Source organism: Bradyrhizobium nivariense (assembly GCF_029846695.2).
GTDB lineage: Bacteria > Pseudomonadota > Alphaproteobacteria > Rhizobiales > Xanthobacteraceae > Bradyrhizobium.
The window spans coordinates 1-15475 of the sequence record NZ_JARWCR020000073.1; the positions used below are offsets into that span (position 1 = coordinate 1).

The 15475-nt window shown below is 59.3% G+C and carries 19 protein-coding genes and 1 pseudogene; 15 read left to right on the forward strand and 5 right to left on the reverse strand.

Annotated features, from left to right (window positions below):
- Nucleotides 1–151 precede the first annotated feature (151 nt).
- The 10 genes from QCM77_RS37360 (at nucleotide 152) to QCM77_RS37405 (ending at nucleotide 8194) form a co-directional block, all read left to right on the forward strand.
- Entirely contained in the window at nucleotides 152–361 is a 210-nt protein-coding gene (locus tag QCM77_RS37360; protein ID WP_279669192.1) for a response regulator, read from the forward strand.
- Nucleotides 362–387: 26 nt separating this feature from the next.
- Nucleotides 388–591, forward strand: a complete 204-nt coding sequence (locus QCM77_RS37365) for a hypothetical protein (protein ID WP_279669191.1) — start codon at nucleotides 388–390, stop codon at nucleotides 589–591.
- Nucleotides 592–1388: 797 nt separating this feature from the next.
- Nucleotides 1389–1607 (forward strand): hypothetical protein, encoded by a 219-nt coding sequence (locus QCM77_RS37370; protein WP_057855775.1) that lies wholly within the window; start codon nucleotides 1389–1391, stop codon nucleotides 1605–1607.
- A 345-nt stretch (nucleotides 1608–1952) separates the two neighbouring features.
- Nucleotides 1953–2960, forward strand: coding sequence for a class I SAM-dependent methyltransferase (locus QCM77_RS37375; protein WP_280096256.1), 1008 nt, complete (start codon nucleotides 1953–1955; stop codon nucleotides 2958–2960).
- Between the two features lie 342 nt (nucleotides 2961–3302).
- Complete coding sequence (locus QCM77_RS37380) at nucleotides 3303–3989, forward strand: glycosyltransferase family 2 protein (protein ID WP_279669189.1); 687 nt, start codon at nucleotides 3303–3305, stop codon at nucleotides 3987–3989.
- Nucleotides 3986–4318, forward strand: a complete 333-nt coding sequence (locus tag QCM77_RS37385) for a DUF2304 family protein (RefSeq protein ID WP_279669188.1) — start codon at nucleotides 3986–3988, stop codon at nucleotides 4316–4318. Before QCM77_RS37380 ends, QCM77_RS37385 begins: the two co-directional genes overlap by 4 nt.
- Before the next feature lie 147 nt (nucleotides 4319–4465).
- Nucleotides 4466–5920, forward strand: a complete 1455-nt coding sequence (locus tag QCM77_RS37390; protein ID WP_279669187.1) for a DUF2142 domain-containing protein — start codon at nucleotides 4466–4468, stop codon at nucleotides 5918–5920.
- A 796-nt stretch (nucleotides 5921–6716) separates the two neighbouring features.
- Complete coding sequence (locus QCM77_RS37395) at nucleotides 6717–6923, forward strand: hypothetical protein (protein ID WP_279669186.1); 207 nt, start codon at nucleotides 6717–6719, stop codon at nucleotides 6921–6923.
- A gap of 142 nt (nucleotides 6924–7065) precedes the next feature.
- A complete protein-coding gene (locus QCM77_RS37400; RefSeq protein ID WP_280096257.1) occupies nucleotides 7066–7308 on the forward strand; it encodes a hypothetical protein in 243 nt (80 codons plus the stop codon).
- Between the two features lie 637 nt (nucleotides 7309–7945).
- Nucleotides 7946–8194, forward strand: a complete 249-nt coding sequence (locus tag QCM77_RS37405) for a WGR domain-containing protein (RefSeq protein ID WP_279669428.1) — start codon at nucleotides 7946–7948, stop codon at nucleotides 8192–8194.
- Between the two features lie 221 nt (nucleotides 8195–8415).
- Here QCM77_RS37405 and QCM77_RS37410 read toward each other — a convergent pair whose 3' ends face one another.
- Complete coding sequence (locus tag QCM77_RS37410; RefSeq protein ID WP_279669429.1) at nucleotides 8416–9588, reverse strand: Fic family protein; 1173 nt, start codon at nucleotides 9586–9588, stop codon at nucleotides 8416–8418.
- 322 nt (nucleotides 9589–9910) lie between these two features.
- Between QCM77_RS37410 and QCM77_RS37415 the strand changes: the two genes are divergently transcribed.
- Entirely contained in the window at nucleotides 9911–11215 is a 1305-nt protein-coding gene (locus tag QCM77_RS37415; protein ID WP_279669430.1) for a DUF2130 domain-containing protein, read from the forward strand.
- A 252-nt stretch (nucleotides 11216–11467) separates the two neighbouring features.
- Here QCM77_RS37415 and QCM77_RS37420 read toward each other — a convergent pair.
- A pseudogene (locus QCM77_RS37420) lies at nucleotides 11468–11808 on the reverse strand (transposase); the annotation flags it as partial.
- Between the two features lie 139 nt (nucleotides 11809–11947).
- Complete coding sequence (locus tag QCM77_RS37425; RefSeq protein WP_279667956.1) at nucleotides 11948–12124, reverse strand: DUF2934 domain-containing protein; 177 nt, start codon at nucleotides 12122–12124, stop codon at nucleotides 11948–11950.
- Between the two features lie 356 nt (nucleotides 12125–12480).
- Here QCM77_RS37425 and QCM77_RS37430 point away from each other — a divergent pair, with 356 nt between their 5' ends.
- On the forward strand, nucleotides 12481–12705 hold the full coding sequence (locus QCM77_RS37430) for a hypothetical protein (RefSeq protein WP_462676067.1): 225 nt from the start codon (nucleotides 12481–12483) through the stop codon (nucleotides 12703–12705).
- 553 nt (nucleotides 12706–13258) lie between these two features.
- Entirely contained in the window at nucleotides 13259–13462 is a 204-nt protein-coding gene (locus tag QCM77_RS37435) for a hypothetical protein (RefSeq protein WP_279667957.1), read from the forward strand.
- Nucleotides 13463–13740: 278 nt separating this feature from the next.
- On the opposite strand, the gene QCM77_RS37440 is transcribed toward QCM77_RS37435, so the two are convergent.
- Nucleotides 13741–14217, reverse strand: coding sequence for a DUF3833 family protein (locus QCM77_RS37440; protein ID WP_279667958.1), 477 nt, complete (start codon nucleotides 14215–14217; stop codon nucleotides 13741–13743).
- Between the two features lie 29 nt (nucleotides 14218–14246).
- Nucleotides 14247–14456 (reverse strand): hypothetical protein, encoded by a 210-nt coding sequence (locus QCM77_RS37445; RefSeq protein ID WP_279667959.1) that lies wholly within the window; start codon nucleotides 14454–14456, stop codon nucleotides 14247–14249.
- Between the two features lie 388 nt (nucleotides 14457–14844).
- On the opposite strand from QCM77_RS37445, the gene QCM77_RS37450 reads away from it, so the two are divergent.
- Both QCM77_RS37450 and QCM77_RS37455 read left to right on the forward strand, forming a co-directional pair.
- Nucleotides 14845–15084 (forward strand): hypothetical protein, encoded by a 240-nt coding sequence (locus tag QCM77_RS37450; protein ID WP_279691424.1) that lies wholly within the window; start codon nucleotides 14845–14847, stop codon nucleotides 15082–15084.
- Nucleotides 15085–15088: 4 nt separating this feature from the next.
- A complete protein-coding gene (locus tag QCM77_RS37455; RefSeq protein WP_279667961.1) occupies nucleotides 15089–15475 on the forward strand; it encodes a VOC family protein in 387 nt (128 codons plus the stop codon).

The window sequence follows — 15475 nt, forward strand, 5'->3', positions numbered from 1 at the left end:
TTTGGGGGCTTGGGGGCGGGGCCGCGAACCTGCCGGACCAACCCGGGCCGACCGGGCTCTTCCCCTGGCGCATCACGGAAGGTTTCTTCGTGCGCGAATATTGAAGACTCCGGCTGTGGACGGCGTATGATCGGCTACGGGGATTTCAGGGATGGCTGCCTCGACCAACGAGCGTCCGATGTGTCCGGCGTGCAAGCACCGGATGGCGATGGCGCGCATCTCTCCCGGCCCCAGCGGATTCGATGAGCGCACCTTCGAGTGCCCGACTTGCGAGCGTACCGAAGTGGTCCGCTTCGCCGTGGATCCAATGCAGACTAACGCGGTCGGCTGGCTCGCCGGTGAACTGAAGCCGCCAAACTGAAATTCGGTGTGAGTGGGGGTGGCGTGATGGACGAGGACTTCTGCAAAGAACAGACGCAACGCATTCGCGCTTTGGCCGAGCGGGCCGATCCCTTCACCAGGCGCCGCCTGTTGGCGTTGGTCGGCCGATACGCCCCCAGGGTGGCCGGTCTCTTGAAGGCCGCGGAGCGGCCGCTGCCGGTGCGCGCCACGCCGCCGGCGTCGATCCTCTCGGGGTCGGGCGAGGCGTGACCAAGGGGCGCCATCGAAGTCCGGTGCGACGCTTGCGGCGGCGCGGGATCCCTGCCCGTGCGGGAGTCCGAGCCCGGCCGCAGGACCTATCCGGGCCGCTGCGTGAAGTGCGGAGGCAAGGGCCGTATGCCGGCGAAGTCCGAGTGAGGTGCGGCTGTCCGGATGGACCTTCGCGTCAACGTACGCTTTCGTGCCTTCGACAAACCCTTGGATGAGGGTGCCCGGAACGAATTACACCTCCCGGCGCTTGAATCCTGACTCGTTGTACGTGGCTACTATGAATTGAGGAGGCGAGAATGGTCCTGATAGGACTTGGCGCTCTGCTCGTTCTTGGCGGAATCTTGTACATGGCACGCGCTACTATTTGGCGGGGATCGCTTAGTCGGCCCACTGGCGATACATTGGAGCCGACGCGGCGCGGCGTGGGATTCTTGGGGGTCGGAGCGAACTGGCCGGGCATTCTCATGGCAATCGGTGCCATTCTGTTGATGTTGGGGCCGGCCTCTAGCCTCAGCCACCCGCCGAGCTGCCGGCATGGGCCATTTCAATTTGCCACTTTGCTGGTTTCGTGACGGCGGTAAAGCCGTTGTAGTCCAGCCAATCGACCAAAGGCCGGAATTTCGCAAGAGCAGCCCTTGGTCCGCTCAGGGTTAAAGCGTCGTTCTAGTCGCCGCTAGTCACTTCCGGTGCGCCCGGATTGACGGACGATTGGGGACCCGCCCATGGGCATCGCGTGGGGCGTGATCCTTGGGGCGGTCCAATCGCGTACCGCCCTATTTTCACAGGAGAAGCCGATCATGACTGACGATCAGGTCAATCTCGTCGTTCAGCACCTTTGCGAGCAATTGCACTTGGCCCTCCGATTGAAGGGCAGCGAGGCACATCCACCAAACGCCAAGGATATTGGATTTGATCCTGCCTCTGTAAGAACTGTATTGCTGACCGGGTTGCGTTCGGCGGGTGTCACGATCCACCACGAGGCAGCCGGGGCGAGCGAAGAGCCGCCGTGGTCCTAAACGCAAAACGCGGGACAGAAACCCAGCGCCAATGTCTCAGTTGGGTCATTCTCGTCGTTTTTTGCAGTGTGACCAGCGCTTCCGGTCTCCCCCGAGAAGCGGACAATCACCGGACCGATGGGTAGGTCTCAAACGGGCCAGGAGCGGACAAGGGACACTGCCTTCCAGACGTCACGTCTGCACGTCCAAAGCCCGATCGGCCACAGCGCGGACACGGGTTCTGCGGATTCATCAGGTCAATCGCAACACGGAAAGCTTGATTGATCGGTATCCAACTCAGTAGTAAGTTTTGGATGGAGGCGTGGGATCCGCTTCGAGCAAGTCCTCCAACGGGACGGCGCATAGGTGCCTGAAGAGCGCACGCAGCATTCCGAAGACTCGAAAGGGCGATCAGGCCCCGAGGACCTGCGCGGCTCGGCCGCAACCTTTGATCGCGTCGAAAAGGGCGCCGCTGCCATTGCCACCCTGAGCACCAAAGACCACGAGGTCTTGGAATCAAGGGTCCGAGGTCATTCGCACGTGTGTCTGGCTTGCGGCCAGGCGAGCGTCCATCGATTTCTTTATAGGAAGAACGGCTGCGACATCCTGCGTTGTGAGCAATGCGGTCTCGGGCGAGCTGAGACGATGGGCTTCGACCCGGAGAGCTATTATACCAGCGACTATTTTTCCGGGAAGCGTCCCGACGGCTACGCGGATTATATCGGCACGGAAAACATCCTTCGCCGTGAGTTTGCAGGAACCGTGGAATTCATCCGAAAGTTCCGCGCCTCCGGGCGATTGCTTGACGTCGGATGCGCCTACGGTTTTTTTCTGCAGGAAGCAAAGCGCTTCTTCGAAGTGTCAGGGATCGAGCTTGCCGAGGACGCCGCCGAACACTGTCGACTATCAGGTTTGAACGTGTTCACCGGTCAAGCCGACGAGACCCGTCTTGGGCGGCTCGGCACAACCGACGTTATCGTGTTGCTCGACGTTATCGAGCACTTGCCATCCCCCCGCGACACAATCGCACTCCTCATGAATCACCTCGACCATGGTGGGATCATCGTGATTACCACGGGAGATTTTGGCTCGCTGTATTCAAGAGTTGCCGGGGCGCACTGGCGGCTGATGACACCGCCGCAGCACCTATGGTTCTTTACGCAGGCGAGCATGCAGGCCATGGCGACCTCCCTCGGTCTCGAAGTCGAACATCTCGATCATCCATGGAAAGTTGTGCCATTGTCGCTAATCAGTTTTCAGCTCGCACGCATGTCTGGCCTTGGACCCAAACGCCTAGCGATATCAAACTGGCTGGGGCTGCCGGTCAACTTATTCGATGCCATGCGCGTCGTGTTGCGGAGGCCGAGCCGATGAGCGTTCGTGTTTCACTGCGCCAAGTTGTCGCGCTCACGGCCTATGCAGCGACGACGGCTGGCTGCCAGCTGCTGTTCAAACTCGGCGCTGTGGGGGCTATGGTCCGCTCGCCGAGCGGATCGCCCGCTTTCTGCTCAACGAGTAGTTTTTTTCGTTGCGATCATTCTTTACGCCGCGCTGACCGTTCTGTGAGTCTGGATCCTGAGCTTTAACCAGATCTCGCGCGCCTATTCGTTCCTCACGCTTGCATTTGCGCTTGCCAGCGCTTGGCTGCCGAACCGTTGTCGATGCGACTGCATCGTGTTGATTTTTGTGTGGTCTGTTTTCATTGCGGGATAAGCGATGACGTCGCAGGAGCCGCAAGTATGGATTGTCATCGCTGCCTACAATGAGGCACCGGTGATCGCGAGCGTCGTCGCCGACGTCAAGCGCGCTGGATATCGCGCCCTCGTCGTCGATGATGGCTCGACCGATGCGACAGGCGCCGTTGCCGCTGAAGCAGGTTGTATCGTGGTGCGACATTCCCTCAATTTAGGCCAGGGCGCCGCACTTCAAACCGGCATCGAATTCGCGCTTAGCGAGGGGGCTGACGTTATCGTGACATTTGATGCCGATGGGCAGCACCGCGCCGCCGACATCGCCGTACTGATCGATGCGTTGGCCAGGCAAAATGCCGATTTCGCGCTCGGCAGCCGTTTCCTTGGGACTTCGCTCAACCAGCCGCTGTCGCGGCGCATGTTGCTCAAGGCGGCGACCTTGTTCACATGCCTTACAACCGGATTGCGCGTCACCGATACCCACAACGGCCTGCGCGCGATGACGCGCCGGGGTGCGAGCAGCATCAACCTTCGTCAAAATCGGATGGCCCACGCCTCTGAGATTCTTCACCAGATCGCTGCCAGCGAACTCAATTACGTCGAAGCGCCTGTTAGGATCGAGTACAGCCCTTATTCGCTCGCCAAAGGTCAAACGCTAGGGGACACACTCATGATCCTGGTAGACCTGTTCGCGCGGAGGCTCCACCGATGATTGCGCAGCTCATCCTCACTGCATTGTTGCTTGGCATTTTGCTCTATGCATTGACCGAGTACCGGCGTTCGCCGGCAGTCGGGCTCATCGCCGTGCTCGCTGCAGTCGGGGGGCTCTATTTCGTTTGGGTTCCTTCGCACGCGACCCACCTTGCAGAATTCGTCGGCATCGGCCGCGGTGTCGACCTCATTATCTATATCTGGATCGTGATCAGTCTGCTCCTTCTACTCAATCTCCACCTCAAGCTGCGCGCGCACATGGAGCTGATCACCGTACTGGCGAGGGAACTTGCTATCGCGAGCGCCCGCTCGCATCGATCGACATCATGAGGCCACGAGTCGCCAGGCTCCCTTGGCGGTCGGTTGATTCAAGTGGGCTTTCCATGAGCAGACGTCGATACTCTCGGACGACAGATCATCGGCCCTGGTCTGAGGGCGGCCGGGATTTCAAGCGCTATTTCATGATTGGGTGATGAGATGCTGCAAGGCGCCTCCGTGCACAAGCCTGATGCCACACCGAGCGTGCTGTCACGCATCCGGAGCCGATTTGGGGGTTGGCCGGCAATCGTCTTTGCTTTGCTCTCGCTTTCCTTCGGATCGGCCATCATCGTTGTCAATCCACCACTACGCGGCCCGGACGAGATATCGCATTTTCTGCGTATTTATTCGTACACACGAGGCGAGCTTCTGCCCGTCACCGAGATCAATGGCCGCAAGGGAATCTTTGTAGAGCCCGCGCTCTACGATCGGCTACATTTCTTCAAGGACTCAGGGGAGCGGTTCGCCAGGTACAGAGACGCGGGATTCCGCTACGGCCAGGTCATGGCCGAGTATCATAACATCATCGGCGCGAATGATGAGGCCGCACAAACGCCTGTGTTCGCGCCGTTTGCCGGCACAGAGGGCTACAGTCCCCTCGCCTATGCTCCTTATATACTCGCGGCAGCTATCGGACGTCTGCTTAGACTCGATTTACCCGAACTGCTGTTCCTGATGCGCTTCCTCGGCCTGGTCGTTTTCACGGCGGTAACGGCCTACGCCATCGCGGTCACTCCAGCCCTCCCATGGGCGTTCGTATTGATCGCGATGCTGCCAGGATCGCTCTATAACCGCGTTGTTCTTAGCGCGGACGGTGCGGCCCTCAGCTATGCGCTGGTAATCACCGCGCTCTGCTTCAGAGCCGCATTGAATCCCTCTGGCGGGCGCGTCTGGGAGCGCTCGCTATGGATGACGCTATGCGTACTCGCCAAACAGCCGCAGATTGTTTTCGTACTGTTGGAGTTGATGTCCGGCCGGCTCAGGGAGCTCCTTGGCCGGTGGAAGAGCATTGCGATCGTGGTCCTGCCGGGCGTTATCCTGTCGCCGCTGTGGGTGATCGGAGTCTCAGCGGATGTAGCGGCGTGGCGTGTCCGCGAGGGACACGACTATCCAGTAGAGCAGTTTGATCCGTTGTGGAAACTCGCTTACATGTGGGAGCATCCATTTCATTTCCCGCTGGCGACATGGACGGCTCTGCGCGAATGGGCCGCCCCGCTGTGGCCGGAACTCATTGGCATCCTGGGCTGGCAGGACATTGTGCTTCGGCCCTGGACTTATATCGTGCTCACGGCCCTCCTCCTGCTTGTCCCGCTGCAAAAACTGCCGCTGGGTGGAACGCGTGCGCGCGTGGCGATCGTGACAGGCTTTGCCGTCCTCAGCTACTTAGTGTTGGTTTATCTGATTTTTTTCCTCACCTACACGCCTGTCGCTTCGCCCCATGTCTTGGGCGTTCAAGGACGTTACTTCGTCATCGCCCTGCCCATGGCTGCGATCTTCATGGCCTCGCTGATCAACCTCGAATTACCGCGCGGCGTGCCCGCGCTGGTCGCGATTACCGGCTCAATGATTGCGGGAGTGACGTCCGTGGACGCAGTGCTGAAAGCGCACTGGTGATGTGGTCACGGGGCGGACATGTGCAGCACTCGTCCCTTAGGTTCCGGCCGGGTCAGACTCGGACATCGCGCCATAGCTGCCAGACGTCTGCTCTACCCCTATGAACGGACATGAAGCGACTACTGTTGCATGTCCGTTCGGGGCCAGGAGCGGTCATACGAGGTCATTGCATGCGGATTGGATGGTCGCGTCTAGAACTCGCGCTTTCGGCATTCGTCATCCTTGCGCAGAGCGAATTCAATCTCGTCGGCAGCCCTCTGTACGGCGTCGCCCTCAAACGCCATCGCCGTCCCTAACCCGAGCGCGCCTGCTTGGACCGTTCATTCGTCATCACGAGCTGCATTTTGTTATCGGCATTGTTCCTCTTCATGTCTCGGAGGCTCATTACCGCGATGTCATGCGGACCGACCGCGCTAAACGCGCGAGAGCCGCCGGGATGTCCCCAGCGGCTCGCGCGTTGCGTAGCGATGTGGTGCGACGCGCAGCGTCGCGTGGTGGAACGTTGCGATGCGCCGAGGCGCGCCGCGTTGCCTACCGTGATGTCAATAAGTCCTACGCGTCTCATCGACCAACCTAACATGGCTGGTCGCGAGACAACTTCAAGACAGTGCTGCTGCCGTAGTCGCCATCTCTTTTCGATCGCGCCGAAAAAGCCGTGACTGCTGGAACGAGATGTAACAAAACCTGTAACGGTCGGTTTTGGCGCTGGCGACTACGATGCTCGCGCATGGTGCCGTTGAGCCATCATACCTGCCAAAAGCGAGATATGCTTAGCGGAAAGCAGCGGTAGACCTAGATGTCAGAAGACGCCCTTATCGTCATAACAAATGCCATCAAAACCGCTTTCATTGATCATCCTGGTTCTGGGCACGGCACGACGTGGGACCAAGTCACGAAAAGTGACGAAGAAAGTATTCATCTCGCCAAGGCTGTGCTGGTTGCTCTTCGCAAAGCCGGATATTCCGTTACCAAGGTCGAGGACCAGAATGCCCCGAAGCCCTAAAGGCAGACGTAGCAGCGGTCGTTCGAAATTGAGTTACTTTGGTTCTTAAGACGGCTCAATTCGCCTTGCGGCGTACAAGGCCGGGATATCGAGAACGTCTTCCTCGAGCTATGATGGCCAGATAGCGCGAGCCGTAGAATCCGTGGCGGTTGACAGGGTTCCGGTTGCCGAAGGTTCGAACGCCTGCAGTGTCTATCCTGCGCCGGTGGAAAGCTTGCGCAAATCGCTCTTCGATCAGCTTAGCGGCTCGTCGATGAATGTCCCCATCGCGAAAAAATGCCTGGAAGCCATCGACAGGCTTCGGGATGAACATGGCATCGCGGCCAACGACACCCGGCACCCCGATGTCACGTCTGAGCGTCCGTGGCCGCCTGAGGCAGTGTAAGCTCCCAGAGGACGCGACCGCACGGGTCACTATGCGGACCCGCTTGCAGGATGCTGATCGCCAACGATCCTCGGTATTGAACGACAATAGCGTGGCCCTCGAAGCCCTAGCTTTTTTCGTTGGCCAAGCTCAGCGCGAGAGCACGATCTCGGCGCGGCCATGGAGCGGTTCACAGCCTCAGATCCGCGACGGTTTTTGTGCCGTTTTGTGCCAGTTTTGTGCCGTGGAGTTTTTGGGACGGGTTCGGAATTGTCGGCGGAATTCGACTAACCCATTGTCACTCAATGGTTTCTCTCCGTACAATTTTGGGATGGTTCGTAGGGCATGAAAAAGCCCGCCAGAGGCGGGCTAATTCGTTGATTTCATTTTGAAATCTTGGTAGCGGGGATAGGATTTGAACCTATGACCTTCATGTTATGAGCCTGACGAGCACCGGACTGATCCACCCTGTAAATCGGCGCCGAAGCATGCCCCTCCAAGGCCAAGCGAGTGCCGATCGGCATCGAGACCTCACGCCGATCAATATGTTGAGCCCGCCGCAATCATTTGATCGCTGGTATTAAAGTTCTGAATCCTTGGCCCTGATCGATTCAATAATTTAATTGGACGACCGTTTCGGCGGCTGCGACTCTGACGCATGTCTGAACTCACGGTGCAATACCTCGTGCTCGAACGCTGCGATCCGGCCCGTAACATGGCACGGTTCTATGTGCTCACGATCGAGCCGACACTCTTTGGCGATACTGCATTGGTGCGCGAATGGGGGCGTCTCGGCCAGCGCGGCCGGCGGCGCCTCGATCTCTTTGGTGGGCGGGTGCAGGCCGTCGAGGCGCTCGAGGCGTGGCTCGTGCGTAAAGCCCGTCGCGGCTACGTCCGGCGACCTTAAACAGATTCAGTGCACCGCCCCGTGCATCACGAAATGGTCCGACTGAAAAATCACTCGAAGAATACCGCACCTTAGAGCCCCTTCCCGCGGTTCTATTCATGTCCAGGCGGCTTCCGCCAAAGACGAAGAGGCGGATCCTAGCACCGTTGGCTCCACGGGAATTGAGCTTTGGTGTGACGAGCCTCTGTGCGTTTCACAATGCAAGGTATGACGCGTCGCGGTCACTGCCCTCCCCCATAAAGTCGTGGAAACCAACGATCAACCACGCTGGCCGGAAATCCCAGCCGCACCGGGCTACGGGTGGTCTCGGAAATGAGATAACCCTGATTGATGAGGTCGTTGAGCACGGTGCGTGCCTGCCGGGTCGCGTAGCCGGTAATATCGGCCGCGTCGCCGCGGGCAAACTCGCCATCGAGGACCGCCATACGCAAGATGGGCCATGAGCCCTTTCGCAGCCGCTTTGCCGCCGTCTCTTCCTTTGCCCAGATCTCCATGCGTCGCAGCAACTCGGAAGGCTCCAGGAGGCCTTCCATGAAGTCGATTTGGTCGATGCAGGTCGAGAGGAAATAGCGGCAAAATCCCGTAAGGCCTGCCAGAGTGAGATTGCCACGGCCGTCGAGGTCGCCGCGTCGCGGCTCGTCCGCGGCCTGCAGCATGGTCTTGTAGTTTTCGACACTACGCGCAAGGCCACGCGAAACCGACCAGAGCTCTGATCCCACATCCAGTTCGCGCAGCAGCGCGTGCGAGAACAGGCGCGCAACGCGGCCGTTGCCGTCCAGGAAGGGGTGGATCCACGCCAGGCGATGGTGGGACGCGGCGACGCCGATGATTTTACGCAGCCTGGAAAGGTTGGGCGACGTATAGCCTTCGGCGAACCGCTTGATGAGCGCCGGCAGGTCGACCGGGTCAGGCGCGACATGTCGGCCAACGCGGACATGCTCGGATCTCAGCACGCCCGGAGCCATGGTGATTTTGCGGCCGGACTCTGGATTTTCGACCACCAGCATGTCTGCCGGCAGGCGTTCGCAGAAGTTGCGATGCGTCCAGGTGATGAACGCTTCGGACATGACTGGGCTGGGCCCGTCCCCGCGGTCGATCATCCGTTGCACTTCAATGTGCGCGCGCGCCTCGAGCTGGAGGTTGCGCCGCTCCGGCTCTGTTGCGAGCTCGTTGTTCATGGCGCGGTCGATATCGACCGGCAGCGTGTTGTGCCCCTCAATGAGGTTGGAGTAGTAACAGTTCATTGAGCGCACTAGGTCGCCGACGGACGCGCGCAGCACTGGATGCAAGCGGGTGGCAAGGCCGCTGGCCTTCGCCACCAGGTCCGTCGCCAGGTCCTCAAGTTCCTTGTTATCGTCGGGAAGGAGCGGCTCCATCGCTGCAATCGTGGTCATTTTTGCCGCTTCCATTGCCGGTTATTTATTCAGTAAAGATAGGGCATTAAGCCCTAATGCGTCACCCTACTTTGCCGCTTTTTTTGCCGCTTCCCAGGCATCTCCGCAAATACCTTGATCCTGTTTTGTTCTCATCTAGAATACATTCCTAGCTGAACAGCTTCTGCAGCGGGGCTCTGTCGACAGATTAACCATGCGGGTTTCGGTGGAAAACCTGTGGCCAAGTCGATGCTCGGCTAGCCGTATGTGGACATCCAGCGCCGCGACGTCGCAATCGCCCGCAGATGATGCTGAATCCGGCCGTACCAATGAGGGGAAGTTCATGAGTCTCAGAGCAACCGGCGCCGGCGCTTCGCACGAGCCCACCCTGCATTGCCCGAACTGCAACCACGAAATCAAGCTCACGGAATCGCTGGCCGCTCCCCTCCTCGAGGAAACACGACAGCGCTTTAATGAGCAACTGGCCGCCAAGGACGCAGAGGTCGCCAGGAAGACCGAGGCCCTGCGCAAGGAGCAGGACGCGGTCGCGCAGGCGCGCGAGCAGATTGAAGACCAGGTGGCGCAGCGGCTGACGGCCGAGCGCAGCCAACTGGTGGCAGCCGAGGCCAAAAAGGCCCGTGAAGCGGTTGCGGGGGATATGCAGGCCAAGGCGGCAGAGACCGCCGAACTGCGCAAGAACCTTGAAGCCAGCGATGCGAAGCTGGCTGAGGCGCAGCAGGCTCAGGCCGAGGTAATACGCAAGGAACGCGCGCTGGCTGACGAAAAGCGCGAAATGGATCTGACGATTGAAAAACGTGTTCAGGCCTCGGTTGACGACATCCGGGCGAAGGCCAAGCAAGAATCAGATGAAGCTGCGCGCCTGAAGGTCGCCGAGAAGGACCAGACCATCGAATCAATGACGCGCACGATCGAGGAATTGAGGCGCAAAGCGGAGCAAGGCTCGCAACAATCCCAAGGTGAGGTTTTCGAGGTTGAGCTTGAGGAGCTTTTGCGCGGCAAGTTTCCGATGGATGCCATTGAGCCGGTCGCCAAGGGCGAGTTGGGGGCCGATGTTATTCAGCAAGTCAACGGCTCTGTCGGGCAACCCGCCGGCATGATCCTCTGGGAATCCAAGCGGACCAAGGCCTGGAGCGATGGCTGGCTGGCCAAGCTCCGTGAGGACCAGCGGCGCTGTGGCGCCCACGTTGCCCTCATCATCTCGCACGCCCTTCCCAAGCACATCGAGCATTTTGACCTGGTCGACGGCGTTTGGGTGGCGCACCCGCGTTGCGCACTGGCCGTGGCGGTTGCGCTGCGTCAGTCCCTCATCGAGATATCGAGTTCGCGGCTGGTCCAACAGGGACAGCAAACCAAAATGGAGCAGGTCTACGAGTACCTGACAGGCACGAGATTTCGCCAGCGGGTCGATGCTGTCGTCGAGAAGTTCAACGACATGCGTGAGGATCTAGACAAGGAGCGCAAATTCATGGGTCGCCAATGGGCCAAGCGAGAAACCCAAATCGTTGCGGTCATTGAATCCACTGTTGGCATGGTGGGCGACCTGCAGGCGATCGCCGGCAAGGCGATGCCGGAAATAGCCAGCCTCGACACGCCGATGCTTGAAGGGCCAGGAGAAGTCGCGGCCTAATACAACCCGCTCAGATGGGACGAGCGTTTGTCTGCGCGGCATAGAAGCATCGAAAATCGCTTCTTTAAGTCTTCACCGCCCGCCCGAGCACAGTTTCCGGTGGCAAATTCCGCCATCCGTCGGCCATCCACCTAACGCGTGTAAATCGGCGAGCCATTACCCCCCAATCGGCGTCCACCGCCGACCCCGCCCGTGGCACTCAAAGTTATTGGCACTGCGAAGGAAATCCGCAGTTGGCTGGGGTCGTGGTTGGCGCTCCGAGAGACCATACTTCCCTCGAATGCCCTCTACTGCCTGCCGGCGCCGTTCGGGGCTTACAAGTTTCCCGAGGCAACGTCCTTGAGCACCTGTTTCTCAAGCGACAGATCCGCGACCAGGCGTTTGAGGCGGACGTTCTCCCGCTCCAGGTCCTTCATCCGCTTCGCCTGATCGAGCTCGAGGCCGCCGTACTCCTTACGCCAGCGATAGTAACTCTGCTGCGAAATGCCCGCCTCGCGACAGGCAATCGGCGTCGCCTTGCCTTGCGACATCAACACTTCGATCTGGCGCAGCAGCACCACGATCTGCTCCGCCTTGAACCTCTTCTTCGGCATCACCAAAGCTCCTTTCCAAGCTCAGTTTCTCACAAAGCTTGGTCCAAAAAAGCCCGGGCAGGTCAGTCCGCAAACTGTCTCTATTTGTGACCAAACCATAAGTCCGCGACGTCTTTTAGGTGCAAGGCGGGGTCGTGGCTTAGACCGGCAGGTTGTCGGTCATGCCGGGCGGTAGCTCGCCTTGCGTTGATCGCTCGGCAAGGAGCTGCTTCTCGGCTTCATACCAGAACGTATCCATCTTCCCGCACGGTTCGCCCGGACCTTTCCAAAGCTCATAGGCGCGTTTGCGGATCTCTTCTTCGCTTAAGTCTGACATCTCAAACTCCCCTGTTGCATGAGGCCCAAGCCGCCAATGGAACGGGAGTTCCTTGTGGCAGCATCTGTCGTCCTTCGGGCCACAACGCGAACTCGCTTAGAAATCCTTCATAAAATTGGAAACGTCGTTTCCTCCGCACGTTGGTGACAACAACAAGCTACGGAGGAACTTTCATCATGCGGCTATTAGCATTCGCAGCACTCGTGGCGATCTCCAGTGTGACGGGACCAGCCATTGCCCAACAGACGACGCCATCGCAGAGCCTCCAGAACGAGGCGGACAAGGGCATCAAGACACAAAACTCAGGCGCATCGGGATACGTCGGTGAACAGGACAAGCCCGGCTCGGCCTCTCGTATGCCAGGCGACGCCAATCGGGCGGATACATCCGGCGCGGTTTCGACAGCTCCAAGCGCCCAGAATTCAGGGGCGGGGATTAGCGGAGCGCCTGGAGGCAAGAACGGTCCCTCGCAACAGGGCACGATTGGCTCGGCGTCGCAGAACCTCTCCGTGCAGGAACAGGATCCGGCGAACGTAAAGGGACTGCCAGGAAACAAGAGCGGTCCACCCGCAAAGCGATGACTTGCAACGTGCAATGCTATACGCCCCACATCGGCAACGGTGTGGGGGCTCTTTCATCGCTCAGGAACGAAACGCAGGAGCGTGGCTTGGTCGCGACAGGAGTCGCGCCATGAGGATTTCGAGCATTGCACTTGTCTTGGCTATCCTCGCCCCCTGCCCAGCCTTTGCCCAGAGCGGAGGTGGCGGGGGGCGGTAGCGGTGGTGGCGCCGGCAGTTCCGCTGGTGGCGGCGCTGGTGGGGCGGCTTCCTCCGCGGGCGCGGGAGGCTCAGCCGCAACTTCTCCATCCGGCACCGGCGCAGGGGGCGCGGCGAACGGCGGCCACGGTCCAACGTTCAAACCTACGGAAACATCAGACCAGGATATGATGATGACTGAACAATTCGATCCGGCGCCGACAGACAAACATGCATCGGACCCAAACGGGAAATTCGCCGTGACAAGGCGAAAGATGACGAGTTGCAAAAGGGATTGAAGGACAGTTTTCCAGCTTCGGACCCAGTCAGCAGCACACAGGTATTAAAGGCAACGCCGGACGCGTGACAGGAGAAGAAGATGGGATTAGCGGCTTACGACATTGTTGGCGGAGCCGGCGAGTGGCACGTGCGGCACGATGGAAGTAAGAACACCTACGAGACGAAGGAGGCCGCGTTCGAGGCTGCCGTTGTGGCAGCGTCGCTGGCGCTGCGGCAGGGCCACGGCGTGACATTGACGGTACCTGAAAGCGAGAGCACAACCGGCGCGGCAAATGCGGGGTAGGATTGGCCGCATGGGTCGGGCAGCGGCCCTCAGCTCAAAACAGCCAGCGCTCGAGTATCTTGTTTGTCGTCGCGACCTCGATTTGAATATCGAAGCGCTGCTTAGAGAGATTATCGCGTCGTGACTTTGGTCAGCCAAACTGCATAAGGCAATTCGGTCAATACAACTCGGTAGCCTATATCAACGGCACCGAGGACCATTGCGAGAACGCGCACACGCCGGTTTCGCCACCAGAGATCACCAGCGTCTCGACTTGACGCTCGTCCAGAACGTCTCCGTTAGAGCTTCCGATAGGTCACATGGGCGGTCGCAAATGGAATCCCTGCCCGCCCGGCGCTGCCTCGCACAATGCAGGCATGGCCATCGATGGCATAGAACCAGTCGTCGAAGTTCAGCTTGGTGGACTTGCCATCAGCTTGCGGGACATCCCGTGTGTATTTCCAGTGGAAGGCGCAACCGGTCTGTTCGCCCGTTGCTTCGCCTTCCAAATGATTTTCATGCCCCATGTACTGCCCCCTGCCAACCTTACGGATGGTCCAATGCAAGGTGTCGCTGTGGCCGTCATCGAACTGGTAAGTCTCGGTAAAGAGGACCGTGTCGGTGTCTTCTTCCAATTTACCCTGAGCCGTGATGGTCGCCCTGCGCTGCAAGCCGCCGATAAGGCTCTCCATGACGGCCCAGCCCTCCAGGCTGCCAAGGAAGAAAACCTCGGGCAAGAATACCGGAACGGTCCCTTTGAAATCGTCGAGTTTCACTGCTGATGATCCGTGTTGAGGCGCGAAGCCTATCGGCGCGCGGCGATGACCCCGATCATGAACGCGACCGCCAGTGACGGTAGCGGTGCCTCGCGAACCAAATCGCTTAAAATCGCTTTCCATTGACCCGGCGCAGTTCCGTCCTCAAGAGTGTGCCGGACCCCGCGCGCCGCTTCCCGTATAGTGGCGGTTGTCTCGGAGAACGCCGAGGGCGAACTTTCAGACTGATTTTCATTCATGGCGCATTCTCCTCTGGCCGAACAATGGGCGCGTCGAACAATTGTTCCTGGCTTACGTCCGACGGTTCACCCGCGGCGGTGAGGCGGGGCCCGCGAGTTTGGTCCATTCCCTGCTAAGGCGAAGCCATGCTTCCTTGTCGAGCGGGCTGATGGTTCTCTCCGCCTCGCGTTCACAATCCCTGGCTTCCTTGCGGCAATGGTCTACAAATCGCTCGTCGGTCATCACTGCTAACGCGCGGGCGAGCGCTTGGTTGTCAACGCGCAATTGCGATTGAGACAATTGGGTCTTGGTTTGCACGCTATGGAGCTTAGGAACATCTCCGTCCGACGCTTGTTGGGCCGATGATCGTCGCAGAGTGTCGCTTGTTGCAGCGAAAGGAGTACTGCGGTGGCCAGAACAGCGATCTTGAGGAAAGATCTTGAGCTTGTCGCGCTTCAGGAGATCCGCAGCTTTCCAGGTGGGGAGCATGTTGTGTCCGTCGAGATCGAATGCGGCGCAGAAGAGGACCGCGACATGGGCTGGCGACTTCATGTGATCGCCAAGGATGAAGCCGAGCTCGGCCGCATCAACTATGCCGCGAAGAGCACAACTGAGAGATTGAAACGCCGGTATTGCCTCAAGTGGTGACCAGATGATCCATCACGTTTCTCTCGGCAGCAATGACGTCAAGCGCGCAAGAACCTTTTACGATCCGCTCATGTCCCTCATTGGACTGCGGCTCCTTAAGCACTCGGAGCGTTCGCTCCACTACGGCGCCTCCGACATCATCTTCAGCATTGAAACTCCCAAAGACGGGCAGCCGGCAACCGTCGGAAATGGCGTTCACGTAGCTTTTCAGGCGCCCGATCGCGAGACGGTCAGACGCTTTCACTCGTCCGCCCTGGCGAACGGAGGCGTCGACGAAGGGGCTCCCGGTATTCGGGAGAATTACAATGCCAACTACTATGGCGCATTTGTCCGCGACCTTGATGGCAACAAGATCGAGGCGGTGACTTACACCGCACGAGAGAGCTTCTAA